We start from the raw sequence: 25,936 nt of genomic DNA, 5'->3' as shown, positions 1-25,936 counted from the left end.
CAGGGCCTGGCGGTACCGGATTGACGGCCCCCCGGCGTCTTGTCACACTCTGTTGCAAAAATGACTGGCCGTCCCTTCGCCCCTGGCGTGGAGGACGGCGGGCAGATGCGGGGTCACGCATCGCCGCTGCCGGGCTCAGCCCGGCCTTGGAAGGGAAATAAATAGAATTTCGGGGGTCCGTCGGGGCGCGCATGGGTCGCGTTGCTCCGCACGGGTGTTCTCTGGTGCTTGCCGGCGCTCCGCCAGGAGCCGCTGGTCGCGGGAACAACATGCGGGTCGCTCATCTAGAAGAAAACCAGCGGGTCAATACCGCCGGCGCCCAGGGTCTGGCGCCTGGCGTTCCTGTTCCGGGTACCGCGCCGGACATCAAGCAGGACCTCATGCACGAGATCGCGCCGCCGCGCCGCAAGGTGCTGGTCATCGACGACTCGAGCACCATCCGCCGTACCGCGGAGATCTTCCTGGCGCAGGCCGGGTACCAGGTGATGCTGGCCGAGGACGGCTTCGAGGCGCTGGCCAAGGTGGGCGAGCTGCACCCCGACCTGGTCTTCTGCGACATCCTGATGCCCCGGCTCGACGGTTACCAGACCTGTTCGCTGATCAAGAAGAGTCCGCGTTTCCACGCCATTCCCGTGATCATGCTGTCCTCGCGCGACGGCGTGTTCGACCGTTCGCGCGGCCGCCTGGTCGGCGCGCATGACCACCTTGCCAAGCCATTCACCCGCGACGCGCTGCTGCAGGCCGTGCAGGCCTGCCTGCCATGCCAGCCCGCGGGCGAGGCGTTGCCCGCCTGAACTGCAGGCACGCCGTGTACGAATCGAAGGAAAACCTCATGACCGCCATTCACAAGATCCTGATCGTCGATGACTCCCCGACCGAAGCCCTGTTCATGTCCGACCTGCTCGGCAAGCGCGGCTTCAAGGTCGCGGTCGCCAGCAACAGCGAGCAGGCCTTCGCCCGCCTTCAGGCCGAAGCCTTCGACCTGATCCTGATGGACGTGGTGATGCCCGGCCAGAACGGCTACCAGGCGACCCGCGCGATCAAGCGCGACGACCGCTTCAAGGACATCCCCGTGATCATGTGCACCAGCAAGGGCCTGGACACCGACCGCATCTGGGGCATGCGCCAGGGCGCGTCGGACTACATCGTCAAGCCCGTCGACGGCGAAGAGCTGCTGGGCAAGATCGCCGCGCTGGCGCACTGAGCCGCCTGCGCCGGCCGCACGGCAAGCCACTGCCACCTGTTCCGGGGACCGCCATGAACGCGCCACGCCAAGACCTCCGCGCCCGCCACACGCGCCTGCAGGACTACCAGGCCATGCTGGCCCGGCGCCTGCGCGAGGCGCGCAGCCTGCCGGCCGCCGACAGCTACCTGGCGCTGCAGGTGGGCACGCGCCACTGGCTGCTGCCGCTGGCCGATGCCGGCGAGGTGCTGGACCTGCGCCAGCCCAGCCCGGTGCCGCTGACGCAGCCGTGGTACAGCGGCCTGGTCAACGCGCGCGGCAGCCTGCTGGGGGTGATCGATTTCAGCCTGTTCTGCGGCGGTGCGCCGACGCCGCTGCAGCCGGGCAGCAAGATCGTGGTGCTGTCGCGCGACGCGGAACGCGCCTGCGCGATCCTGGCCACGCGCGTGGCCGGCCTGCGCCATGCGGCGGACCTGGGCTTGCCGCACGGCGACGCCGCATCCGATCCCGACGCGGCGCCGCCCTGGGAGGGGCAGCGCTATGCCGACCGCGAGGGCCGCGACTGGCAGGTGCTGGACGTGCGCGCGCTGCTGGACGCGCCCGCCTTCCTGCAGGCCGGCCGGGCCACCGCCTGACGCGCGCGGGCCGGCCACGCCAGGCACAGACAATGACGGCGCGCAGGCCAGCGCCTGCCGCACCCGGCACGAGCCGCCGGGCATGACAACGATAAAACGGAAGAGGGTGCCATGGGTTTCAACAGATTCAGCCTGGGCCGGCGCACGCCGGCCGCCGACGCTGCCACCAGCCTCGCCGGAGGTCCCGACGAGCCAGGCATGGACTATGCCGGGGGCCCCGAACCCGCGCCCTTGCCGCCCGCCGCCGCGGGGCTGGGCCCGACGCCGCTGGAGCACCTCGGCCGCTGGCTCGGCCGCATGCCGTTCGCGTCGCAGCAGCGGCTGCTGACCGTGGGCGTGGTGGTGTCGCTGGTGGCGCTGCTGGGCTCGGTGTACCTGGATAACCGCATCGCCAACAACGCCGCCGCGCAGATCGAGGTGGCCGGCGACATGCTGATGCATTCGCAGCGCCTGGGCAAGGCGGTGCCGGTCGCGCTGCTGGGCAATGCGCAGGCCTTCACGCAGCTGCGCCAGTCCCGGGACGCGCTGTCGGGCGACCTGAACGCGCTGCAGCAAGGCAGCGACGAGAAGCGCGTGCGCGCCACTACCGGCGCGGCCGAACCGCTGCTGCAGGCCGCCATGCAGTCATGGGCGCGCTCCGAGAAAAGCGCCGCCGACGTACTGGCGCAGCAGCCCGTGCTGACCACCATCGGCCAGACCCTGCAGATCTTCAACGCCTCCAACCCCGAGCTGCTCGAGTCCGCCGAACAGGTGGCCGCGATCAAGCTGCAGTCGGGCGCCAATGCGCGCGAGGTGGCGGCCTCGGCGCAGCTGGTGATGCTGACCCAGCGCCTGGGCAAGAACCTGAACGAGTTCCTGGCCGGCGAAGGCGTCAACCCCGAGACCGCGTTCCTGCTGGGCAAGGACACCAACACCTTCCGCGAGACCCTGGACGGCCTGCTCAACGGCAGCGAGGCGCTGCGGCTGTCCGCCGCCGCCGACGAGGAAACGCGCGGCTACCTGCAGCAGCTGTCGCAGCGCTTCGAGTCGGTGCAGAAGACCACCCAGACCATCCTGCAGAACCTGCCCGGGCTGATCGCCGCCAAGCGCGCGCAGCAGCAGATCTTCAACGACAACGAGGCGCTGCGCGCCGAACTGTCGGCGCTGCAGCGCGCCTACGCGGAGTCGGCGCGCAGCCGTCCGGTGACGCTGGGCGCGACCGTGGTGTCGGCGGCGCTGACGCTGCTGTGCCTGGTCGGCCTGGCAGCGCTGTACCTGCGCGATTCGCGCATGCGCGCGCTCGAGGCCGAGGCGCGCGAGCGCGAGGCCGAGGCCCGCCGGCTCGACGAAAAGCGCAACAACGACAACACCCAGAAGGCGATTCTGCAGCTGATGAACGAGCTGCAGGACATTGCCGACGGCGACCTGACGCGCCAGGCCACCGTGACCGAGGACATCACCGGCGCCATTGCCGACTCGGTCAACTACACCGTGGAAGAACTGCGCGAGCTGGTCGGTCGGGTGCAGCAGACCGCCGGCGAGGTGACGCAGGCGTCGGGGCAGGTGCAGGCCACCTCGACCCAGCTGGTGTCGACCACCGAAGAGCAGTCGCGCCAGATCCGCCAGACCGGCGAGTCGGTGGTGGAGATGGCCGACCGCATCACGCAGGTGTCGCGCGGCGCGGCCGAGTCCGCCAATGTGGCGCGCGCCTCGCTGTCGGCCGCGGAGCAAGGCCAGCAGGCGGTGCAGAACGCCATCGCCGGCATGAACGACATCCGCGAGCAGATCCAGGAAACCTCCAAGCGGATCAAGCGGCTCGGCGAGTCGTCGCAGGAGATCGGTGAGATCGTCGAGCTGATCTCGGACATTACCGAGCAGACCAACGTGCTGGCGCTCAACGCCGCCATCCAGGCGGCGTCGGCGGGCGAGGCCGGGCGCGGCTTCTCGGTGGTGGCGGAAGAAGTGCAGCGGCTGGCCGAACGTTCCGGCGAGGCCACCAAGCAGATCGGCGCGCTGATCCGCACCATCCAGACCGATACCCAGGACGCGGTGCACGCGATGGAGCGCAGCACCCAGGGCGTGGTCGAGGGCGCACGGCTGTCGGACCACGCCGGTGCCGCGCTGGTCGAGATCGGGCGCGTGTCGCGCCAGCTGGCCGAGCTGATCGAGCAGATCTCGCAGTCCACCTCGCACGAGGCCGACCTGGCCACCACCGTGGCGCGCCATATCGAACGCATCCTGCAGGTCACCGAGCAGACCACCACCGGCACGCGCCAGACCGCGCAGTCGGTGCGCCAGCTGACGCTGCTGAGCGAGGAGCTGCGCAACTCGGTGTCGCGCTTCAAGATCGCCTGAGTGGCCGGATGACGCCTGCGACCGCTTCCGCGCACCGCGGCCCCGCGCCTTATGCCAACTCCGCGCCCGCCGCCCGTTGCGGCGGGCGGCCTGCGGCTGCCGTGCCGGCGCCGCACTGGAAGCCGTCATGTCCCTGAATTCCCCGATCCCGCGCGATGCGGCCGCGGCCGGCATGCCGGCCGGCCCCGACGCCCTGCCTGAACCCGAGCCCGCACCGTTGCCGGCCAGCGCGGTGCCGGCGCCCGACAACGGCACCGCGCGCGACCTGTCCGGCCTGGCGTGGCTGGCGCCCAGCCTGCGCAGCGCGCTCGAAGACGCCGCCACCGAGCTCGGCCACTATGTCGACGAAGTGCGCCAGGCGCCCGAGGCGCTGGGCGCGCGCGATACCACCTCGCTGCGGCTGGCCGGCCAGCACCTGCACCAGGCCGCCGGCGCGGTGCATATCGTCGGGCTGCGCGGCACCGATCCGTATTGCCAGGCGCTGCGCCGCCTGCTCGATGCCATCGACGCCGGCACCGTGGCCGCCGGCCCCGAGGCGCTGGCGGTATTCCGCGCCGGCGTGCAGGCGCTGGCCGAGTATGTCGACGACCTGATGGCCGGCGACGACGAGGCTCCGCTGCGCCTGTTCCAGCCCTATGCCGCCGTGCTCGCCAGGCTCGGCGAAGAACGCGTGCATCCGGCCGACCTGTGGCTTGACGAGCTGCAGATGCTGCCCGGCATGCTGCTGCCGCCGAAGGGGCCGGCCGCGGTCACGCGCGCGCGCCAGCAGTTCGAGTCGGCGCTGCTCAAGGCGCTGCGCCTGCCGACGCCATGCGACGACGCGGCGCTGCTGCGCGAAGCCTGGCTGCCGCTGCACACGGCGCTGGATGAACTGCGTGCCAACGAGCAGGAAGCGCGCCGCGCCGCTGACCATCCCGACCGCGGTGTCTGGCACGTGCTTGGGCTGGTGTGCCGCGCGCTGGCGCTGGGCCTGCTGCCGTCGGACCTGCTGGCCAAGCGCTTTGCCGGGCGCGCCAACCTGCTGCTGCGCCAGTACCAGCAGGGCCATGTGCGCGTGCCGCAGGCGTTGCTGAACGACGCGGTGTTCCTGCTGGTCTGCACCGGGCTGGCCGAGCACGGCAACGACGACGCGGCGGCGCTGCGCGCCGAGATCGCGCGCACGCTGGCGGCGTTCCGCCTCGATGCCGCCCATGCGCAGGCAAATGCCGATTTCCGGCTGCGCTACTACGGCTGGCTCGACCCGATCGACACGCGCAACCTGCAGCAGGCCGCGGCCGGGCTGGAGCATGCCGCCGCCGCCGACCAGGCTGCCTGGGAGACCGCGCTGGCGGCGCTGGCCGAGGCGGCGCTGCCGCTGGCGCAGCCGCCGCTGCAGCGCTGCCTGGCGCAGGCCGCCATGCCGGGGCGCGAGCGCGGCGCCGCCGATGCGCTCGGCGCGGCTGGCATCGCGCTGTTCCTGTCGCGTGCGCTGGCGCTGCCGTGGCGCGTGCACGGACAGTCCGCCCATCCAGCCGCGGCGCGCTTTGCCGCGCAGTGCGACGCGCTGGCCGCCTGCCTGGCGGATGATGCCGGCGCCGCGCCGGCCTGGCTGGCGCGCATGGTCGACGACGCGCGCGCGCAGGCGCTGCGCAGCGAAGCCGTGGCGCAGCTGCGCGCGCAGCTGGACAGCGGCGAATCCTGGCTCGACAGCTATGACCGCAATGCGGCGCGCGCCGACGGCGCCGCGCCCCTGCGCGACGCGCGCCAGGCCTTCGCCGCGCTGGCGGCAACGCTGGCGCAGCTGCAGGCGTCGGCGGCGCTGCCGGGTGCGCTGGCCGGCGAGGCCGCGCAGGCCTGCGCCGCCGTGGAGGCCGTCAAGACACGGCTTGCCGATGCGGGCGAGCTGGCCGACGCCGGCGCGCGTGCGGCGCTGCTGCGCGCGGTGGCGGCCGAACTGGGCGTGGTCCATGCGTTCGCCGATGCCCTCGAGTTCGGCCGGGCCGGCCACGCCGAGGCATTGCCCGATGTCGTGGTCGCTGACGACACGCACGCGCCGCAGCATCCGCTGGACGCGGCGCGCAGTGCCGCCGACCAAGCCCTGCGTGCCGGCGCCGTCGCCGATGCGCCGGCCACGCAGCGGCTGCGTGCCGCGCTGCAGGCGCTGGCCGACCAGGCCGCCATCGACGACGATGCCGCGCTGCGCCGCCAGGCCGCCGACGCCATCACGCAGTGCAACGCCTGGCTGGCCGGCAGCGACGACGCCGGCGCGCGCCTGGTGATGGCGCTCGCCGCGATCCCGGCGGAGCCCGCGGCAGTGCCGACCGGCGCGGCCGGCGTGACCTCACCGGCGCTGCCCGCGGCCGGCGACCACGCCGCCATCGATGCCGAGCTGCTAGACATCTTCCTGAACGAGGCCGACGAGGTGCTGGGCGGCATCGCCGGCGACCTCGGCGCCGGCGTCGACGCGCTGCGCGATGCCGACATGCTGAGCCGGGTGCGGCGCGCGTTCCATACCCTCAAGGGCTCCAGCCGCATGGTGGGGCTGCATCGCTACGGCGAGGCGGCGTGGGCGGTGGAGCAGGTGATGAACCTGTGGATTGCCGAAGCGCGCGCCCCCGCGCCGGCGCTGCTGGCGCTGCTGCGCCGCGCGCATGCCGAGCTGTCGGCATGGGTGGCGCGGCTGCACGGCGATGCCGCGGCGTGGCACGACATCGCGCCGCTGGTCGCGGCCGCCGAAGCGGTGCGCGATGCCGGCACCGCCGCGGACGTGGCGCAGGCCTTGCCTGACGTGGTTGGCGACGAAGCGCCGCACGAGCATCCGGACGCAGCCGTCACCGACGCCGATGCTGACGCCCCCGCCGACACCGGCACGCCCGACGACAACGTGATCCCGTTCCGCCTGGCCGGCGGCCTGTCGGACGAGGACGACCATTACAAGGTCATCGGCCCGGTGCGCATCGGCCTGGCGCTGTACAACGTCTACCTGCAGGAGGCCGACGGCCTGCTGCGCCAGTTCGCCACCGATATCTCCGAGTGGCGGCATGAAGCGCATCCATGCCCGAGCGAGCTGGCGCTGCGCGTCGCCCATACGCTGCAGGGCAGCGCGTCGACCGTCGGCCTGGAGCCGGTGCGCGAAATCGCCGAGGCACTGGAAGCGTTGCTGCTGCAGCTGGGCGCGCATCCGGTGGCGATGCATGCGGGCGATTTCCGCCTGCTGGAGCAGGCCGCCGAGCGCATGCGCGGCATGCTGCACCAGTTTGCCGCCGGCATCTGGCCGCAGGCCGATGCCGCGTTGCGCCGCAGCCTGGTCGAGTTTGGCGAGCGCGCCCTGCTGCGCCCGCGCGTGGCGGTGCCCGCACCGCCGCCGGCGGAGTCCGATGAAGCCAACGACGCCAACGACGCCAACGAAGGCGCCGAAGCCCCTGCAGCGCCGCCGGCCACCGCGCATGACGCGGTCGTGATCGCGCTGCCGACCGCGCCGCGTGCGCCCGAGGCGCCGGCCGGCGACACCGGCAACGCACCCGACCCGGCACTGGTGCAGATCTTCCTGGAAGAGGCGCAGGGCTCGCTGCCCGAACTGGGCAAGCTGCTGCGCGGCTGGGAAGCCGCGCCCGACGACGCGCGCCATGGCGGGCTGGTGCTGCGCGCGCTGCATACGCTCAAGGGCAGCGCGCGCATGGCCGGCGCGATGGCGCTGGGGCAGGCCGCGCACGAGATGGAGACGCTGCTCGACAGCACGCTGCGCGAGCAGGCGCACCAGCCGGTTGCGGCGCAGGTATTCGCGCGGCTCTACGCCTGGTACGACCGCATCCTGGCGCATGCCGAAGCCTTGCAGGCCGGCCGCCTGCTGCCGGCCGACGATGCCGATGTGGTCAACGGACTGGCCGATCCCGAGCCGCCGGTCGACGCCGCCACGGCGCAGCCTGAAGCCGCCGAAGCTACCGGCGCGTCCGAGGCTGCCGCGCCCGGACTGCCCGCGGTGCCCGGACCGGCCGACGTGATGGTGCCGATGCCGCCGGCCGCGCCACTGGCGCCGCTGGCATCGGCCGAGCCGCAGCGCGCGCTGGTGCGCGTGCAGGCGCGCGCGCTCGACACGCTGATCAACGAGGCCGGCGAGGTCGGCGCCACGCGCGCGCGCCTGGACAGCGAGCTGGAGGCGATGCGCGCCTACCTGGGCGAACTGAACGACAACGTCGCGCGCTTGCGCGGCCAGCTGCGCGAGATCGAGATCCAGGCCGAATCGCAGATGGCGTCGCGCATTGCCGATGCGCAGCACAAGCAGGAATTCGATCCGCTCGAGTTCGACCGCTTTACGCGCTTCCAGGAGCTGACGCGGATGATGGCCGAGTCGGTCAACGACGTCGCCACCGTCGAGCAGAACCTGCAGCGCGGTTTCGACCGCGCCGGCGCAGACCTGGCCGCGCAGGCGCGGCTGACGCGCGGGCTGCAGCGCGGGCTGATGCAGGCGCGCATGGTGCAGTTCGACGCGCTGGCCGAGCGCCTCTACCGCGTGGCGCGGCAGGCCGCGGCCGAGACCGGCAAGGAAGTGCGGCTGCTGATCAAGGGCGGCACGGTGGAGATCGACCGCTCGGTGCTGGACCGCATGGCCGGCCCGATCGAGCACCTGATCCGCAACGCGGTGGCGCACGGCATCGAGCCCGCCGCGCAGCGCCGCGCCGCGGGCAAGCCCGCCACCGGCGCGCTGACGCTGGAGGTGCAGCAGGAAGGCAACGAGGTGGTGCTGCATTTCATCGATGACGGCGGCGGGCTGGACCTCGCGCGCATCCGCGCGCGCGCGGTCGAGCGCCGGCTGCTGGCGCCGGACGACGACGCCAGCGAAGCACGCCTGACCGAGATGATCTTCACCCCCGGCTTTTCCACCGCGGAGGCGGTCTCCGAACTGGCCGGCCGCGGCGTCGGCATGGACGTGGTGCGCGCCGAGACCGTGGCGCTGGGCGGGCGCATCACGCTGGCGTCGCAGCCCGGGCAGGGCACCACCTTTACCGTGCACCTGCCGCTGACCACGGCGATCACGCAGGTGCTGGTGATCACGCTCGGCGCGCGCCGCTTCGCGGTGCCCAGCGGCATGATCGACCAGGTGCAGCAACTGCGCGCGCCGGCGCTGCTGGACGCGTACAACCACGGCCGCCTGGCCGTGGCTGGCGCCGAGGTGCCGTTCTTCTACTTCGGCGCGCTGCTGGAACACGGCGAGGCCGCGCCGGCGGGGCGCAAGTACTCGCCGGTGGTGCTGGTGCGCAGCGGCGCCGAGCGCGTTGCCGTGCATGTCGACGACGTGGTCGGCAACCGCGAAGTGGTGGTCAAGCACATCGGCCCGCACCTGGCGCGGCTGGAAGGCATTGCCGGCGCCACCACGCTCGGCGATGGCGAGATCGTGCTGATCTACAACCCGGTGGTGCTGGCGCAGCGCTTCGTGCGCGAGCGCGGCCGGTCGCTGCCGCTCGATCCGCCGGCGCTGCGGCAAGCCGCGCAGCAGCCTGCCGTCGCGCCGCAGCCGGGCGCGGTGGCGGAACTGGCGGGCGACGGCAGCGCCGAGCCCGTGCCCGGGCTGGCGGCGCAGCCTATCGTGATGGTGGTGGACGATTCGCTGACCGTGCGCAAAGCCACCCAGCGCCTGCTCGGCCGCGCCGGCTACCACGTGGTGCTGGCGCGCGACGGCGTCGACGCGCTCAAGCAGCTGCAGGACGTGATGCCGGACGCGATGCTGGTCGATATCGAGATGCCGCACATGGACGGCTTCGACCTGACGCGCAACGTGCGCTCGGACGCGCGCACCGCGCATCTGCCGCTGGTGATGATCACCTCGCGCACCGCCGACAAGCACCGCCGCTACGCCGAGGAAATCGGCGTCAACGTGTACCTGGGCAAGCCTTATAACGAGGATGAACTGCTGGGGACGCTGCACCGGCTGCTGGGTGAGCGGGCGGCGGGGACGGCGGGTTCGGTGGCGCAGATGCTGGGGGATGGGCAGGGAGGGTGAGGGTTTGCTCCCCTCTCCCGCTTGCGGGAGAGGGGCGGGGGTGAGGGCGGGCGCTGGCAATAGCGTCGGCCTTCACTTCGTCGATGCTCCCGCCCTCACCCCAACCCTCTCCCGCCAGCGGGAGAGGGAGCACCCAATCGGTCATGCAAAGCGGGTCAGGCACAGCGCAACCGCGTTTCAGCACCACTACCACCGCAGCTGCGCATTCTTGCTGTTGGTGCTGACCGTCATGGTCTTGGTCCGGCCCTGGTACGTCGCGCGTACGTTGTAGGTGCCCGACGGCGCCTTCAGCAGGCAGCGCGGGCCGTCGGCGACAAAGCTGGCGACTTCCTTGCCGCCGCGCATCAGCTTGACGTCGACATCCGACAGGTATTCGCCGCGCGCGCCCTGCGTGAACAGCAGGCTCATGTTGTACTTGCGCGCCTGCGATTGCAGCGCGACCTGCTCGTCCTCCGCCACGCCGCCGCAGATATAGGCGACCGGGCCGGCCTGGCGCTGCACCATCGCGTCACGTGGCGGCGGCGGGGGCGGCACGGTCAGCGGCGGCCGGGGCTGTGCCGGGGCTGCCACGGGCGGCGGCGCGGGCGTTGCAGGCGGCGTGCCGGTGGGCGCGGGCATCGGTGAAGCCGTCGGCGGCGGTGTCGCCGTCGCCGGCGCCGCTATGCCGGGCGCGGGCTGGGCGGCAGGCGGCATCGGGGCCGCTGGCGGCACCGTGGTCGAGGGTGGCACGGTGGCGGCCGGCGGTGCAGTGGTGGCGGGCGGTGTGGCGACGCCCGGCGTCGGGGCCATGGTGCCTGGTGCAGGGGCCGGGGCCGCAGGCGTTGCCGGCACGGCGCTGGCATCGACCACGGGCGCCTGCGCATGGCTGGCGGCAGGCACCAGCGCAAGCAGCGCGACCACGCCGGCGCTGAGCGCGAGCACCAGGCGCTTCACGCGCGAGCGGCGTGCCAGGCGCGCTTCGACCACTTTCAGCGAACGGGTAGGGGCAAACGGGGGCAGTTGCGGCATCGTGGCCTCCTTGGCAAGCTTGAAAATCCGATGCCCCGGAGGACCCCGTCGGGATCACTCCGGGTGTCTCTTTTTCATGCTAGGGCCCAGGAATACGCAACACTGCCGGGCGTGGTCCTACATCCGCGTCAGCCGACGGCGCATTCAAGCCGGCAAGCGGCGCGCGAGCGACTTCACTTCCGGCTCACCAGCCGCTTCGGCACCGACAGCGTCAGCGCCGCGCCCACCACCAGGCACGCGGCCAGCAGGTACATGCCGGAATCGGTGCTGTGAGTCAGGTCCTTGAGCCAGCCCACCGCGTACGGGCTGAGAAAGCCGGCGAGGTTGCCCAGCGAGTTGATCAGCGCAATGCCCGCGGCCGCGCCGGTGCCGGCCAGGAAGGCGGTGGGCAGGCTCCAGAACAGCGGCAGCGTGGTCAGGATGCCGATCGTCGCCAGCGTCAGCGCCACCATCGCCAGCGTGGTGTCGCCGTGCCATTGCACCGACAGCAGCAGGCCGAGCGCGCCGGCCAGCGCCGGCAGCGCGATATGCCAGCGGCGCTCGCCGCTGCGGTCGGCGCTGTAGGCCACCAGCACCATGCCGACCACCGCGCAGCCATAGGGGATGGCGGTCAGCAGGCCGATGTCGAGCGCGCCCTTGACGCCGGTCTGCTTGATGATGGTCGGCAGCCAGAAGCTGACGCCGTACAGGCCCATGACGAAGCAGAAGTAGATCGCACTCATCAGCCACACGCGCGGGCTGGACAGCACGGTGCGCACCGGCGGGTCTTCCTTGTGCGCGTTCTCGCTGGCGATATTGCGCTCCAGCAGCGCCTTTTCCTCGGCCGACAGCCACCTGGCGTGGGCGATGCGGTCATCCAGGTAGGCCAGCACCCACAGCCCCACCAGGATCGACGGAATGCCTTCCAGCAGGAACATCCACTGCCAGCCGGCCCAGCCGTTATGGCCGTCGAACGACTGCATGATCCAGCCCGACAGCGGCCCGCCGATCACGCCCGACAGCGCGATCGCGGTCATGAAGAAGGTGGTGGTGCGCCCGCGCCGGTTGGCCGGGTACCAGTAGGTCAGGTACAGGATGATGCCGGGAAAGAAGCCGGCCTCGGCAATGCCCAGCAGGAAGCGCAGCACGTAGAACATGGTCGGCGTGGTGACGAACATCATCGCCGCCGAGATCGCGCCCCAGGTGATCATGATGCGCGCGATCCAGATGCGCGCGCCCACCTTGTGCAGGATCACGTTGCTCGGCACTTCGAACAGGAAGTAGCCGATGAAGAAGATGCCGGCGCCGAGGCCGTAGACGGTCTCGCTGAACTGCAGGTCGTTCAGCATCTGCAGCTTGGCGAAGCCCACGTTGACGCGGTCGAGGTAGGCCACCACGTAGCACAGCAGCAGGAAGGGCACCAGGCGCCAGCTGACCTTGCGGTAGGTGGCATCTTCAAAGGCGGCGTCGCTGACGCCGGGATTCACTGCGGTCGTTGTCATGCTGTCTCCTGAAGAAAGGGCGTTTCTGTGTGACGCGTTCTTGCAGCTACCGTACGACAGGGCAGGCGGGCCGGCGCGCGGCTCAGACGCAGCGGCCGCCGTCGACTTCGATGCAGGTGCCGGTGATGAAGGCCGCTTCGTCCGAGGCCAGGTACAGGCAGGCGTTGGCCACGTCCTGCGGCGTCGACATGCGCCCCATCGGGATGGTGGCGAGGAATTTCGCGCGGTTCTCGGGCGTGTCGGGCATGCCCATGAATTCTTCGAGCAGCGCGGTGGCGCCGATCACCGGGTTGACGCAGTTGACGCGGATATTGTCCGGGCCGAGCTCCGCGGCCATGGCCTTGCTGGCGGTGATCACCGCGCCCTTGCTGCCGTTGTACCAGACCAGCCCCGGGCGTGGCCGGATGCCGGCGGTGGAAGCGATGTTGACGAACACGCCGCCGCCGCGCTGGCGGAAATGCGGGATAAAGGCGCGCGCCGACCAGTAGATGCTCTTGACGTTGACGGCATAGACGCGGTCGAACTCGTCTTCGGTGACTTCCAGGATCGGCTTGTTGCGATGGGTGGTGCCGGCGTTGTTGACGACGATATGCACGTCGCCGAAGGTGGCCAGCGCGGCGTCGCGCATGGCCTCGGTGTCGGCTGCGCGCGAGACATCGGCGCGCACCGCGCGGGCACGCCCGCCGGCGTCACGGATCGCCGCGGCGACACGCTCGGCCGCTTCCTCGCGCAGGTCGGCCACCACCACGTGGGCGCCTTCGCGCGCAAAGGTGTGGGCAATGCCTTCGCCGAAGCCGGAACCGCCGCCGGTGACGATCGCTACCTTGTTGGCCAGTCTCATGCTTGTCTCCTTTCTGGTGTGGGTACTGTGCTTGCTGCCGAGTGATCAAGTCCTGCGGGTTTGCTCCCCTCTCCCGCTTGCGGGAGAGGGGCGGGGGTGAGGGCGGGCGCTGGCAAGGGCGACGCGCTTCACTTCGTTGACGCTCCGGCCCTCACCCCCACCCGTCTCCCACTTCGCGGGAGAGGGGAGCCTTTGCTACGGGCGGCAGACCATGCCAGCGACAGCAACGCGCCACGCGGACAACCTCAATGCGAAAACGGCCCCCGCCCCCGCAGCGCATTCGCCACCATCATCAGCGCCAGCAAAAACGGCAGCGCCACATACAGGCACCAGTGCACGCGGTCGCCCATCACGTCGCCCCACTTGCGCTTGAACACCTGCAGCCGCGGCATGCCGGAGGGATTGGTGGCGCGCTTGTTGCGGACATGCCATGCCATCCAGAAAAAGAAGATGGCAAAGGCGACGGACAGGAAGTTGATGTTACCCATGTTGAATGGCGATGGTTTTCAGGGTGGTGAATCCGTACAGGGCCTCGAAGCCCTTCTCGCGGCCGTAGCCGGACTGGCCGCTGCCGCCGAAGGGCAGCTCCACGCCGCCGCCGGCGCCGTAGTTGTTGATAAAGACCTGGCCCGCGCGCAGCTTGTGCGCGAGGCGCAGCTGGCGCCCGCCGTCGCGGGTCCAGACCCCTGCGACCAGTCCGTAGGGCGTGCCGTTGGCCAGCGCGATGGCTTCGGCCTCGGTGTCGAACGGCATCGCCGCCAGCAGCGGGCCGAACACCTCTTCCTGCGCCAGCCGGTGCGCGGGCGGCACGTCGCGGAACAGCATCGGCACCTGGTAGTAGCCGGCCTCGGGCGCCTCGGCGACGATCTGGCCCTGCGCCATCACCGCCACGCCGGCGTGCTGCGCATCCGAGACGAAGTCCCATACGCGCTGCTGCTGCTTGCGGCTGATCAGCGGGCCGCATTCCAGGTCCAGCTCGGACGGACCCACGCGCAGCGATTCGAACACCGACGCCAGCCGGTCGAGCAGCGCGTCATAGACCGGGCGCTCGACCAGCAGGCGGCTGCCGGCCGAGCAGGTCTGGCCGGCGTTCTGCACGATGCCGTTGACCACCACCGGCACCAGCGCGTCGAGGTCGGCATCGGCAAACACGATCTGCGGCGACTTGCCGCCCAGTTCCAGCGTGACCGGCACGTGGTTCTCGGCGGCCAGCTGCGACACCAGCTTGCCGGTCTGCGGCGAGCCGGTGAACGAGATGTGGTTGATGCCGGGATGGCGCGCCAGCGCGGCGCCGGCCTCGTGGCCGTAGCCGGTGATGAGGTTGAGCGCGCCTTCGGGCAGGCCCGCCTCGGCGGCGATCTCGGCCACGCGCAGCAGCGACAGGCAGGCATCCTCGGCCGGCTTGACCACGCAGGCGTTGCCGGCGGCCAGCGCCGCGCCGACGCTGCGCCCGAAGATCTGCAGCGGGTAGTTCCACGGGATGATGTGGCCGGTCACGCCGTGCGGCTCGCGCACGGTCAGCACGGTGTAGCCCGGGTTGTAGGGAATGGTCTGGCCGTGCAGCTTGTCGACCGCGCCGGCGTAGAACTCGAAGTAGCGCGCCACCGCGCGGGCGTCGGCGCGGGCCTGGCGCAGCGGCTTGCCGGTGTCGCGGGCCTCGAGCGCGGCCAGCTCTTCTTCGTGGGCGATCAGCGCCACGGCGACGCGGTTGAGCAGGCGCACCCGCTCGGCCGGGGCCATCTGGCCCCAGGCGCCGTCGGCGGCCTGGCGCGCCGCATGGACGGCGACATTGACATCGGTGGCGTTGCCGCGCGCGATCTCGGCGAACGGCTCGCCGTTGGACGGATCGAACACCTTGATGCGCAGGCCGTTGTCGGGCGCGATCAGGCGGTTGGCGACGAAGTGCTGGGCGTGCATGGATGGCTCCGGGGCAGCAGGGTGCAACAACAGAGGGGCAGGGCAGCGGGGGCGCTGCGCTATTCAGCGACGGCTGAAGAATGCGCCATTATCGCCGACGCCGGCCGCGCTGCAAGGCGCCGCGGCATGCCGGCCTGTCAGCCTGCGGTCAGGCATGAGCCGCTATAATGCCCGCCATCCAACACACACCGCAGGCATCTGGAGAACCGCATGAGCTTCAATCTCGTATCCCCGGGCAAGGACATCCCCAACGATTTCAACGTCATCATCGAGATCTCGGCCCAGAGCGATCCGGTGAAGTACGAGGCCGACAAGGAAACCGGCCTGCTGTTCGTCGACCGCTTCATCGGCACCGGCATGCGCTATCCGGCCAACTATGGCTACATCCCGCAAACGCTGTCGGGCGACGGCGACCCGGTGGACGTGCTGGTGCTGTCGCCGTTCCCGATCCTGGCCGGCGCGGTGGTGCGCTGCCGCGCACTCGGCATGCTGAAGATGACCGACGAGTCCGGCGTCGACGCCAAGCTGGTGGCGGTTCCGGTCGACAAGCTGTCGCCGGCAACGGCCTACATGAAGGGCCTGTCCGACGTGCCGCAGAACCTGCTCGACCAGATCAAGCATTTCTTTGAGCACTACAAGGCACTGGAGGCCGGCAAGTGGGTCAAGGTGGAAGGCTGGGCCGGCATCGAGGAAGCCCACAAGGAAATTACCGACGGCGTGGCCAACTACAAGAAGTAAGCTGCACCGCCGCTGAATGAACCCCGCTGCGGCGGGGTTTTTTGTTGCCGCGCGCTTGATGCAGGCCGGGGTCCGGGCAAGTGCCTTGCGCTACGCTATGCGGGTGCTGACAAGAGGAGTCCCCATGAATCCCATCACCGAAATCCGGGCATTGCCGCAAGCCCTGTCGCCGTCGCGCCGCTACGGCCGGCTGGCGGTGGTCTTCCACTGGGCGGTGTTCCTGCTGGTCGCGCTGGCCTATGCCGCGATCGAGCTGAAGGGCAACTTCGCCAAGGGCACGCCGCCGCGCGCGCTGGCGATGGCGGTGCATGAATGGGCCGGCGCGCTGGTGCTGGTACTGGCCGTGCCGCGCCTGCTGTGGCGCCTGCTGCACGGGGCGCCCGCGCCGGAGCCAGGCGCGCGCTGGATGCAGCGGGCCGGCGCGGCCATGCACTGGGTGCTGTACCTGTTTATCCTGGCCCAGCCGCTGCTGGGCCTGCTGGCGATGAATGCCGACGGCCACCTGCTGGCGCTGCCGGTGCTGGGGCTCGAAGTGCCCGCGCTGGTCGCGCCCGACCCGGCGCTGAAGGACAGCGTCAAGGAAATCCACGAAACCCTGGGTACCGCGTTCTACCTGGTCATCGGCCTGCATGCGATGGCGGCGCTGTTCCACCACTACATGCTGGGCGACGACACGCTGCGGCGCATGTGGCGCTGAGCGCGACCTCGCGGCCTCAGGCGCGCGCGAACGGGTTGCGCTCGCCCAGCTCGTCCAGGTAGGCGTCGATGCCCTGGCGCTCGCGCGCCAGGAAGCGCTCGACCGCATCGGCAAAGGCGGGATGCGCCAGCCAGTGGGCCGAGCGCGTGGCCACCGGCAGGAAGCCGCGCGCCATCTTGTGCTCGCCCTGCGCACCGCCCTCGAAGGTGCCGATGCCATGTTCGATGCAGAACTCGAGCGGCTGGTAGTACGCGGTCTCGAAGTGGAGGCAGGCGTGGTACTCCAGCGCGCCCCAGTAGCGGCCGTAGAGGGTGCTGACCTCGGGCGACTCGTCATAGACCAGCAGCGAACTGGCGATGGGCTGGCCCGCGCGCTCGGCGATCACCAGCAGCAGGTGCTGCGGCATGGCCGCGCCGATGCGGCGGAAGAAATCCAGGTTCAGGTAGGGCGTGGAATGGTGCTCGCGGTAGGTCTGGCGATAGCAGCGGTTGAAGAACTTCCATGCCTCGTCGTCGATCTGCGCGCCGCGCAGGCGGCGGAAGGTGATGCCGGCCTGGGCCACCTGGCGGCGCTCGGCGCGGATGTTCTTGCGCTTTTTCTGCGACAGCGTGGCGAGAAAGTCGTCGAAGCTGCCATAGCCGTCGTTGGTCCAGTGGAACTGCACGCCGTGCCGCATCAGCATGCCGGCACCTTCCATCAGCGCGGCCTCGGCCTCGTCCGGAAACAGGATGTGCAGCGACGACATCTGGCTGTCGGCGGCCAGCGCCAGCGCCATCTGCAGCAGCAGCCGGCGCGCCTCGGCGTCTTCGGCCAGCAGCCGCGCGCCGCGCACCGGCGTGAACGGGATCGCCGCCAGCCACTTGGGGTAGTACTCGATGCCGTTGCGGGCATAGGCATCGGCCCAGGCCCAGTCGAAGACATACTCGCCATACGAATGCGCCTTGGCGTAGAGCGGCATCGCGGCGGCCAGCCGTTCCGGGCAGCCCGCCGTGGCCGGCGCCCACAAGGTCAGGTAGCGCGGATGCCAGCCGGTTTCGGCGCAGGCGCTGCCGCTGGCGTGCAACGCGTGCAGGAAGGCATGCTTGAGGAAGGGCGTGGCATCGGCATGGCGCGCCACCAGGGCGTCCCAGGCGGCGGCATCGATCTGGCCCAGGTCGGAGACGATCTCGGTTCGGTATTCCGGGGCGGCATCGCCGGCTTCGTTGCGCGTTTGCCGTGCCGGCTGGCCCTGCCCGGGCACGCATGATTCAGACTGCATGGCACCAGTTTCCTCTGTGGAGCGGTCGAGTCTACCGGAAACCCCGCGCCCGGGCCGGCGTCGTAAAATGGAGCATCCTGGTCAATAGTGCTTTCGCAGGCATCCACGGATGCACCGGGCGACCCGCACACCTGCGGCTGGTCCAGCGGCCCAGCGCACGACTCCCAACACCAAGGCCCCGATATGAAAAACCTGTTTTTCAACCTGTATTCGCACGGCTTTGCGCGCGTCGCGGTGGGCGTGCCGGTCTGCCGCGTGGCCGACCCGGCCTTCAACGCCAACGAGACCATCGCCCTGGCGACGCAGGCGGCGCAGCGCGGCGCCGTGCTGGTCGCGTTCCCGGAGCTGGGGCTGTCGGCCTACACCTGCGATGACCTGTTCCACCAGCGCGCGCTGCTGGATGCCTGCCAGGCGGCGCTGGCGACCATCGTCGAGGCTTCGCGCAAGCTGCCGGCGGCGTTGATCGTGGGCATGCCGCTGCGGGTCGAGCACCAGCTGTTCAACTGCGCCGTGGTGGTGGCGCGCGGACGCATCCAGGGCGTGGTGCCCAAGACCTACCTGCCCAACTACTGGGAGTTCTACGAGGCCCGGCAGTTCAGCGCCGCCGACAACGCCGCGGTCACGTCGATCCAGCTGCTGGGCCAGGAGGTGCCGTTCGGCGCCGGCCTGCTGTTCGACCTCGAAGACATCCCCGACTTCCGCTTCCACGCCGAGATCTGCGAGGACGTGTGGGTGCCGATCCCGCCGTCGTCGTTCGCGGCACTGGCCGGGGCCACGGTGCTGGTCAACCTGTCGGCATCGAATATCGTGGTCGGCAAGTCGGGCTACCGGCACCAGCTGGTGTCGCAGCAATCGGCGCGCTGCCTGGCGGCCTACCTGTACACCTCGGCCGGCAAGGGCGAGTCGACCACCGACCTGGCCTGGGATGGCCAGGCGCTGATCTGCGAGAACGGCGAGCTGCTGGCCGAGTCCGAGCGCTTTGCCGACACCTCGCACCTGCTGTTCGCCGATATCGACGTCGAGCGGCTGTCGCGCGAGCGCATGCACCAGGTGACCTTCGGCCACTCGGTGCGGCGGCACAAGGCCGAGGTCGAGCAGTTTCGCGTGGTGCGCTTCCCGCTCGACCTGACGCTGGAAAAGTCGCTGCCGCTGGAGCGCAACGTGGCGCGCTTCCCGTACGTGCCGGCCGATCCGCGCCAGCGCGACGAACGCTGCATGGAGGTCTACAACATCCAGGTGCAGGCCCTGGTGCAGCGGCTGTCGGCGAGCAAGATCAGCAAGGTCGTGATCGGCGTCTCGGGCGGGCTCGACTCCACCCATGCGCTGCTGGTCTGCGCCAAGGCGATGGACCGGCTCGGCTTGCCGCGCGCCAATATCCTGGCGTACACCATGCCGGGCTTCGCCACCAGCGGCCGCACGCTGCAGCAGGCGCGCCAGCTGATGCAGGTGGTGGGATGCAGCGCGACCGAGATCGATATCCGGCCGTCGTGCCTGGCGATGCTGAAGGACCTGGGCCACCCCTATGCCGCCGGCGAGAAGATCTACGACGTGACCTTCGAGAACGTGCAGGCGGGCGAGCGCACCAACCACCTGTTCCGGCTGGCCAACTTCCACCATGCCATCGTCATCGGCACCGGCGACCTGAGCGAGCTGGCGCTGGGCTGGTGCACCTATGGCGTGGGCGACCACATGTCGCACTACAACGTCAACGCGAGCGTGCCCAAGACGCTGATCTCGCACCTGGTGCGCTGGGTCGCCGAGACCGGGCAGGTGGGCGACGGCGGCTCGGACGTGCTGCTGGCGGTGCTCGACACCGACATCAGCCCCGAGTTGATCCCCGGCGACAGCAACCACGGCCCCGAGCAGAAGACCGAGAGCACCATCGGCCCATACGAGCTGCAGGACTTCAACCTCTACTACACGCTGCGCTTCGGCTTTACCCCGTCGAAGATCGCCTTCCTGGCGCAGCATGCCTGGGGCGACCGCGAGCGCGGCATCTGGCCCAACGGCCCGCACGTGGTGCGCAACCAGTACGGCCTGCCCGACATCAAGCGCAACCTGGCGATCTTCCTGGACCGCTTCTTCCGCACCAGCCAGTTCAAGCGCTCATGCGTGCCGAATGCGCCCAAGGTGGGGTCGGGCGGCTCGCTGTCGCCACGCGGAGACTGGCGCGCGCCCAGTGACTCGGAGTCGGTGGTGTGGCTGGCCGACCTGGAGAAGGTGCCGGACTGAGCGCCGGGCCCGGTTGGTGTGGCGCTTGAGTGCTGGTTTATGCACAGGTTCTCCAGCGGCTGCCCACAGGGTTATCCACAGGCGCGGACGGCTCCGGATGCGCGTCAGCCCACGCAGCGGCCGCGCCGGCTGTTGTTCTGGCGGAAATGCAAGCGTGCAAGGGCTGTTAAAATGCCCCCCGGAGAGCGCCGCGTCCGCGGCGATGCGCCGCCGGGCGCGTGAACAAACGATAAACAGGGGCCAGTCATGAAGCAGATTACCGCCATCATCAAACCGTTCAAGCTCGACGAGGTGCGTGAAGCGCTGGCTGACGTCGGCGTGACCGGGCTGACGGTGACCGAAGTAAAGGGATTTGGCCGCCAGAAAGGGCATACCGAGCTGTACCGCGGCGCCGAGTACGTGGTCGACTTCCTGCCCAAGATCAAGATTGAAGTGGTGGTGGCCGAGAACCAGCTCGACACGGTGCTGGATGCCATCGTCAAGGCCGCCCATACCGGCAAGATCGGCGACGGCAAGATCTTCGTCACCGAGATCGAGCGCGTGATCCGCATCCGCACCGGCGAGCAGGACGAAGCCGCGGTCTGAGCCACCGGCCAGCTCAGCGACACGCCGCCTTGCAGGGCGGCGTTTTCATTGGTGCGGACGCTTCAGGCGCCGCTCAGCTGGGCAGCTTCCAGCCGTAGCGCACCGACGCCAGGCGCATGGCGATGATCGCCAGCGCGCCGGTCAGCAGCGCCGCCTCCTGCCGCACTTCGATCCAGGTCAGCCCGATATAGATCCAGCAGCCGACGAACGAGCAGGTGGCATAGGGCGAGCGGTCGCGCAGGATCATCGGCACTTCATTGCACAGGACGTCGCGCACCACGCCGCCGAACACGGCCGAGATAATGCCCATCATGACGGCCACCGTGGGCGTCATCTGCGCCACCAGCGCCAGCGAGGCGCCGGTCACCGAGAACAGTCCGAGCCCGATGGCATCGGCGACGATCATGGCCCGGTCCGAGGCCACCCGGCTGACCACGCGCAGCACCAACGACGCGCCGAACGACATCGCGAAGATCAGCAGCACGTAGCCTTCGTGGTCGACCCAGTAGAACGGGCGCCGGTCGAGCAGCACGTCGCGCACGGTGCCGCCGCCGAAGGCGGTGGCAAAGGCCACCACGAAGGTGCCGACCACGTCCAGGCGCTGCTTGCGCGCGTCGACCACGCCCGAGACCGCGAAGGCGAGCACGCCGATCACCTCCATGATGTGGAGGATCAGGGGCAGCCGCCCCATCAGCAACTCGAGCGGAAGATGCATCCGGGCGCGGCGTCAGGCGCGCGGCTGGCGCAGCAGCACCATCAGCGCGCCGGCGCCGCCTTCGGCCTCGCGCGCCTGCACGAAGGCCAGCACTTCCTCCTTCTGCACCAGCCAGCTGCGCACCTTGCCCTTGAGCACCGGCAGTTTGTCGGGCGAGCCCAGGCCCTTGCCGTGGATCACGCGCACGCAGCGCACGCCGTTGCGCACCGAGCGGCGCAGGAACTCGGCCAGCGCCTCGCGCGCCTCGTCGCTGCGCAGGCCGTGCAGGTCGACCTTGTCCTGCGGCACCCATTCGCCGCGGCGCAGCTTGCGCACCACGTCCATGCCGATGCCGGGTCGGCGGAACGACAGCGTCTCGTCGGTTTCGAGCAGGCTTTCCACGTCGAATTCGTCGGACAGCGACGCCTGCAACACCGCCTGGTCGTTGCGCTGTGACTGCACCGGCACGGGTGCGGGCTTGCTGGCGGGATGGTGGGCGCGATTGCGGTCGCGCAGCTGGCTGACCTGGCCCACGCTGGTGCGGAACACATCGGCCTCGGCGCGGGCGCGCTCGGCCGCCTGCTCGGCGGCCAGGCGCTCGGCTTCGCGGCGCTCGGTGTCGGCCTTGAGGGTGTCGCGCAGCCTGGCAAGGTCGTTCAGGCCGAGGCGTTGGGGCGATCGGTCGGGTTTGCGGGCGCCGTGCGTCATTGAAAAAATCTCCGGAGGCTCGGCGCCGATTATATCGACTGGCGGGGCCGCGAGCGGGGCGCAGCCCGTGTGACGCGCCGGCGGCAGTCATGGCCGCCGGCGGAAGGGCTGCTTACTTCAGGGCTTCGACGAAGCGCTGCGCGTCGAGCGCGGCCATGCAGCCGGTGCCGGCGCTGGTGATGGCCTGGCGGTAGACATGGTCCTGCACGTCGCCCGCGGCGAACACGCCGGGCACGCTGGTGGCGGTGGCATCGCCCTGCAGGCCCGACTTGGTCACCAGGTAGCCGTTCTCCATGGCCAGCTGGCCGGTGAACAGGTCGGTGTTGGGCTTGTGGCCGATGGCGATGAAGACCCCGGCCAGCTTCAGCTCTTCGGTCTGGCCGCTCTTGGTGCCGCGCACGCGGATGCCGGTCACGCCCGAGTCGTCGCCCAGCACTTCGTCCAGCACGCTGTCGTAGCGGATCACCACGCGGCCTTCCTTTTCGCGCTGGAGCAGGCGGTCGACCAGGATCGGCTCGGCGCGGAAGCTGTCGCGGCGGTGGATCACGGTGACCTTGCTGGCGATATGCGACAGGTACAGCGCTTCTTCCACGGCGGTATTGCCGCCGCCGACCACGGCCACTTCCTGGTTCTTGTAGAAGAAGCCGTCGCAGGTGGCGCAGGCCGACACGCCGCGGCCCATGAACGATTCTTCGGACGGCAGGCCCAGGTACTGGGCCGAGGCGCCGGTGGCGATGATCAGCGCGTCGCAGGTGTACTCGCCGGCGTCGCCGATCAGCGTGAAGGGGCGGGCCGGCTGGCCGTGTTCGTCCACCAGCCTGGCGGTATGGATGTGGTCGAAGATGATTTCGGTCTTGAATTCCTCGGCGTGCGCGAGCAGGCGCTGCATCAGCTCGGGTCCCTGGACGCCCTTGGCATCGCCCGGCCAGTTCTCGACGTCGGTGGTGGTCATCAGCTGGCCGCCCTGGGCCAGGCCGGTGATCAGCACCGGTTCCAGGTTGGCGCGGGCCGCGTAGACCGCGGCGGTGTAGCCGGCGGGACCGGAACCGAGAATCAGCACTTTTGCGTGTTTTGCCATGATGCGTTCCTGTGGCCGGTGCGGCATGGTGCCCACCGGCATTGCTCGAAAGCGACATTATAAGAGGAGCCGCATTTGCTCACTGTTGCAAATTCCAATGGGTGCGATAGTCCCGGGCCACGTTAAAATGGCCGCCACGATGCCTGTCCGTCACCCGGCGAGAGAACGCCGGCCGCCGGCGGCATCGGTCCGAAACCGATCCGGAATCCCTAACACGCGAGTTTCAACCAGGCATGGCCCGAGCTACCACGACCACCCGCACCGATCCCTCAGCCTTGCCATCCCGCATCGGCAAACTGCTGGGCGAGGTCCGCTGGTTCCTGCTGCTGGCCGTCACGCTGGGTTTCCTGTGCGTGCTGGCGAGCTACAGCAAGACCGATCCCGGCTGGTCGCATGCCAACCAGGTGGCCGATATCCATAACCTGGGCGGCCGCGTCGGCGCCTGGGTGGCGGATGTGCTGTTCTTCATCTTCGGCTTTTCCGCCTACTGGCTGGCGGTGCTGCTGGTGCGCCGCTGCTGGCGCGGCTGGCGCACGCTGACCGCCGAGCTGCCGGAGCGCACCGACCACAGCCTGCACCGCCAGGGCGTGACCGTCAGCTGGATCGGCTTCGTGCTGACCCTGTTCTCCAGCATGGGCCTGGAGGCGATCCGCATGTACCCGCTGCGCGCCGCGCTGCCGCGCGCGCCCGGCGGCGTGCTGGGCGACCTGCTCGGCGGCTGGCTGCAGGTGGCGCTGGGCTTTACCGGCGCCACGCTGCTGCTGTTGCTGCTGCTGGCAATCGGGCTGTCGCTGTTCTTCCATTTTTCGTGGCTGAGCGTGGCCGAGCAGATCGGCGGCTTTGTCGAGACCTTGTTCCTGGGCTTCAAGGCCCGCCGCGAAAGCAAGCAGGACCGCATCATCGGCGAGGCCGCCAAGACCGAGCGCAAGGAAACCGTCGAAGTGCAGCGCGTGCGCATCGAAGAGGCCGCGCCGGTGCAGATCGTGCGCCCGCAGGCGGTGCCCAAGCACGAGCGCGTCGAGCGCGAGAAGCAGCAGCCGCTGTTCGCCGATATCCAGGATTCGGACCTGCCGCCGCTGTCGCTGCTGGATCCGATCCCGCCGCACCAGGAAACCGTCAGCGCCGAGACCCTGGAATTCACCTCGCGCCTGATCGAGAAAAAGCTCAAGGACTTCGGCGTCGAGGTCAAGGTGGTGGCGGCCTACCCGGGCCCGGTCATCACCCGGTACGAGATCGAGCCCGCCACCGGGGTCAAGGGCAGCCAGGTGGTGAACCTGGCGCGCGACCTGGCGCGCTCGCTGTCGCTGGTGTCGATCCGCGTGGTCGAGACCATCCCGGGCAAGAACTACATGGGGCTGGAGCTGCCCAACCCGAAGCGCCAGACCGTGCGCCTGTCGGAAATCCTGGGCTCGCAGGTCTACAACGAGAGCGCGTCCAGCCTGACCATGGCGCTGGGCAAGGACATTGCCGGCAAGCCGATGGTGGCCGACCTGGCGCGCATGCCGCATTGCATGGTGGCCGGCACCACGGGCTCGGGCAAGTCGGTGGGCATCAACGCGATGATCCTGTCGCTGCTGTACAAGGCCAAGGCCGAAAGCGTGCGCCTGATCCTGATCGACCCGAAGATGCTGGAAATGAGCGTCTACGAGGGCATCCCGCACCTGCTGTGCCCGGTGGTGACCGACATGCGCCAGGCCGGCAACGCGCTCAACTGGGCGGTCGGCGAGATGGAGCGCCGCTACAAGCTGATGAGCAAGCTGGGCGTGCGCAACCTGGCCGGCTACAACAAGAAGATCGACGAGGCCGCGGCCAGGGAAGAGAAGATCCCGAACCCGTTCAGCCTGACCCCGGACGCGCCCGAGCCGCTGGAAAAGCTGCCCACCATCGTCATCGTCATCGACGAGCTGGCCGACCTGATGATGGTGGTCGGCAAGAAGGTGGAAGAACTGATCGCGCGCATCGCGCAGAAGGCGCGCGCCGCCGGCCTGCACCTGGTGCTGGCCACGCAGCGCCCGTCGGTGGACGTGATCACCGGCCTGATCAAGGCCAACGTGCCGACCCGGATCGCGTTCCAGGTCAGCAGCAAGATCGATTCGCGCACCATTCTCGACCAGCAGGGCGCCGAAACCCTGCTGGGCATGGGCGACATGCTCTACCTGGCGCCCGGCACCGGCCTGCCGGTGCGCGTGCACGGCGCCTTTGTCTCGGACGAAGAAGTCCACCGGGTGGTGGAGAAGCTCAAGGAATCCGGCGAGGCCAACTACATCGAGGGCATCCTGGAAGGCGGCCTGACCGATGACGGCGGCGGTGGCGACGGCTTCGGCGGCGGCGCCGGCATCGGCGGCGGCGGCGGTGAAGCCGATCCGCTGTATGACCAGGCGGTCGAGGTGGTGCTGAAGAACCGACGCGCGTCGATCTCGCTGGTGCAGCGCCACCTGCGCATCGGCTACAACCGCGCGGCGCGGCTGCTCGAGGACATGGAGAAGGCCGGCCTGGTCTCGGCCATGTCGGGCAACGGCAACCGCGACATCCTGGTGCAGGGTGGCGGCGCCGCGCGCGAAGATGACTGA

At 70.0% G+C, this 25,936-nt stretch carries 19 protein-coding genes; 10 read left to right on the top strand and 9 right to left on the bottom strand.

The annotated features are described in order from the left end of the window. Positions 1-269: 269 nt before the first annotated feature. The 5 genes from LIN44_RS14130 (at position 270) to LIN44_RS14110 (ending at position 10,129) form a co-directional block, all read left to right on the top strand. Positions 270-794, top strand: coding sequence for a response regulator (locus tag LIN44_RS14130; protein ID WP_304524180.1), 525 nt, complete (start codon positions 270-272; stop codon positions 792-794). A 38-nt stretch (positions 795-832) separates the two neighbouring features. After that, a complete protein-coding gene (locus tag LIN44_RS14125) occupies positions 833-1,204 on the top strand; it encodes a PleD family two-component system response regulator (RefSeq protein WP_012352035.1) in 372 nt (123 codons plus the stop codon). Between the two features lie 53 nt (positions 1,205-1,257). After that, positions 1,258-1,818, top strand: coding sequence for a chemotaxis protein CheW (locus tag LIN44_RS14120; protein WP_227312600.1), 561 nt, complete (start codon positions 1,258-1,260; stop codon positions 1,816-1,818). 111 nt (positions 1,819-1,929) lie between these two features. Continuing rightward, a complete protein-coding gene (locus LIN44_RS14115; protein ID WP_227312599.1) occupies positions 1,930-4,152 on the top strand; it encodes a methyl-accepting chemotaxis protein in 2,223 nt (740 codons plus the stop codon). A gap of 127 nt (positions 4,153-4,279) precedes the next feature. After that, positions 4,280-10,129 carry an Hpt domain-containing protein gene (locus tag LIN44_RS14110; RefSeq protein WP_227312598.1) on the top strand — a complete coding sequence of 1,950 codons (5,850 nt, stop codon included), beginning with the start codon at positions 4,280-4,282 and terminating at the stop codon, positions 10,127-10,129. Positions 10,130-10,315: 186 nt separating this feature from the next. On the opposite strand, the gene LIN44_RS27645 is transcribed toward LIN44_RS14110, so the two are convergent. The 5 genes from LIN44_RS27645 to LIN44_RS14085 form a co-directional block, all read right to left on the bottom strand. Then, positions 10,316-10,747, bottom strand: coding sequence for a hypothetical protein (locus tag LIN44_RS27645; protein ID WP_370641650.1), 432 nt, complete (start codon positions 10,745-10,747; stop codon positions 10,316-10,318). 563 nt (positions 10,748-11,310) lie between these two features. Continuing rightward, positions 11,311-12,618 (bottom strand): MFS transporter, encoded by a 1,308-nt coding sequence (locus LIN44_RS14100; protein WP_227312596.1) that lies wholly within the window; start codon positions 12,616-12,618, stop codon positions 11,311-11,313. Between the two features lie 82 nt (positions 12,619-12,700). Next, positions 12,701-13,459, bottom strand: a complete 759-nt coding sequence (locus LIN44_RS14095; RefSeq protein ID WP_227312595.1) for an SDR family oxidoreductase — start codon at positions 13,457-13,459, stop codon at positions 12,701-12,703. 245 nt (positions 13,460-13,704) lie between these two features. After that, positions 13,705-13,947 (bottom strand): hypothetical protein, encoded by a 243-nt coding sequence (locus LIN44_RS14090; RefSeq protein ID WP_115214959.1) that lies wholly within the window; start codon positions 13,945-13,947, stop codon positions 13,705-13,707. Beyond that, positions 13,940-15,376, bottom strand: coding sequence for an aldehyde dehydrogenase family protein (locus LIN44_RS14085; RefSeq protein WP_227312594.1), 1,437 nt, complete (start codon positions 15,374-15,376; stop codon positions 13,940-13,942). The genes LIN44_RS14090 and LIN44_RS14085 overlap by 8 nt, the downstream gene beginning before the upstream one ends. Before the next feature lie 210 nt (positions 15,377-15,586). Here LIN44_RS14085 and ppa point away from each other — a divergent pair, with 210 nt between their 5' ends. Beyond that, entirely contained in the window at positions 15,587-16,114 is a 528-nt protein-coding gene (ppa, locus tag LIN44_RS14080) for an inorganic diphosphatase (protein ID WP_012352043.1), read from the top strand. Positions 16,115-16,238: 124 nt separating this feature from the next. Further along, positions 16,239-16,811: a cytochrome b gene (locus LIN44_RS14075; RefSeq protein ID WP_227312593.1), complete on the top strand. Its 573-nt coding sequence runs from the start codon at positions 16,239-16,241 to the stop codon at positions 16,809-16,811. Positions 16,812-16,827: 16 nt separating this feature from the next. On the opposite strand, the gene LIN44_RS14070 is transcribed toward LIN44_RS14075, so the two are convergent. Continuing rightward, positions 16,828-18,069: a GNAT family N-acetyltransferase gene (locus LIN44_RS14070; protein ID WP_227312592.1), complete on the bottom strand. Its 1,242-nt coding sequence runs from the start codon at positions 18,067-18,069 to the stop codon at positions 16,828-16,830. 183 nt (positions 18,070-18,252) lie between these two features. Between LIN44_RS14070 and LIN44_RS14065 the strand changes: the two genes are divergently transcribed. Then, positions 18,253-20,301: an NAD(+) synthase gene (locus tag LIN44_RS14065; protein ID WP_227312591.1), complete on the top strand. Its 2,049-nt coding sequence runs from the start codon at positions 18,253-18,255 to the stop codon at positions 20,299-20,301. Between the two features lie 246 nt (positions 20,302-20,547). Then, positions 20,548-20,886 carry a P-II family nitrogen regulator gene (gene glnK / locus LIN44_RS14060; protein ID WP_006162803.1) on the top strand — a complete coding sequence of 113 codons (339 nt, stop codon included), beginning with the start codon at positions 20,548-20,550 and terminating at the stop codon, positions 20,884-20,886. Positions 20,887-20,959: 73 nt separating this feature from the next. Here glnK and LIN44_RS14055 read toward each other — a convergent pair whose 3' ends face one another. From LIN44_RS14055 to trxB, 3 genes are all read right to left on the bottom strand, one after another. Continuing rightward, positions 20,960-21,601: a trimeric intracellular cation channel family protein gene (locus LIN44_RS14055; RefSeq protein WP_227312590.1), complete on the bottom strand. Its 642-nt coding sequence runs from the start codon at positions 21,599-21,601 to the stop codon at positions 20,960-20,962. A gap of 12 nt (positions 21,602-21,613) precedes the next feature. Further along, a complete protein-coding gene (locus tag LIN44_RS14050; RefSeq protein ID WP_116336342.1) occupies positions 21,614-22,288 on the bottom strand; it encodes a Smr/MutS family protein in 675 nt (224 codons plus the stop codon). Positions 22,289-22,400: 112 nt separating this feature from the next. Next, the gene (gene trxB / locus LIN44_RS14045) at positions 22,401-23,366 is read right to left on the bottom strand and encodes a thioredoxin-disulfide reductase (RefSeq protein WP_227312589.1); all 966 of its coding nucleotides are present in this window, start codon (positions 23,364-23,366) and stop codon (positions 22,401-22,403) included. 233 nt (positions 23,367-23,599) lie between these two features. Between trxB and LIN44_RS14040 the strand changes: the two genes are divergently transcribed. Further along, positions 23,600-25,936, top strand: a complete 2,337-nt coding sequence (locus LIN44_RS14040) for a DNA translocase FtsK (RefSeq protein WP_227312588.1) — start codon at positions 23,600-23,602, stop codon at positions 25,934-25,936.

The organism is Cupriavidus sp. MP-37, from assembly GCF_020618415.1.
GTDB lineage: Bacteria > Pseudomonadota > Gammaproteobacteria > Burkholderiales > Burkholderiaceae > Cupriavidus.
This window is presented reverse-complemented; position numbering and strand designations above follow the sequence as displayed.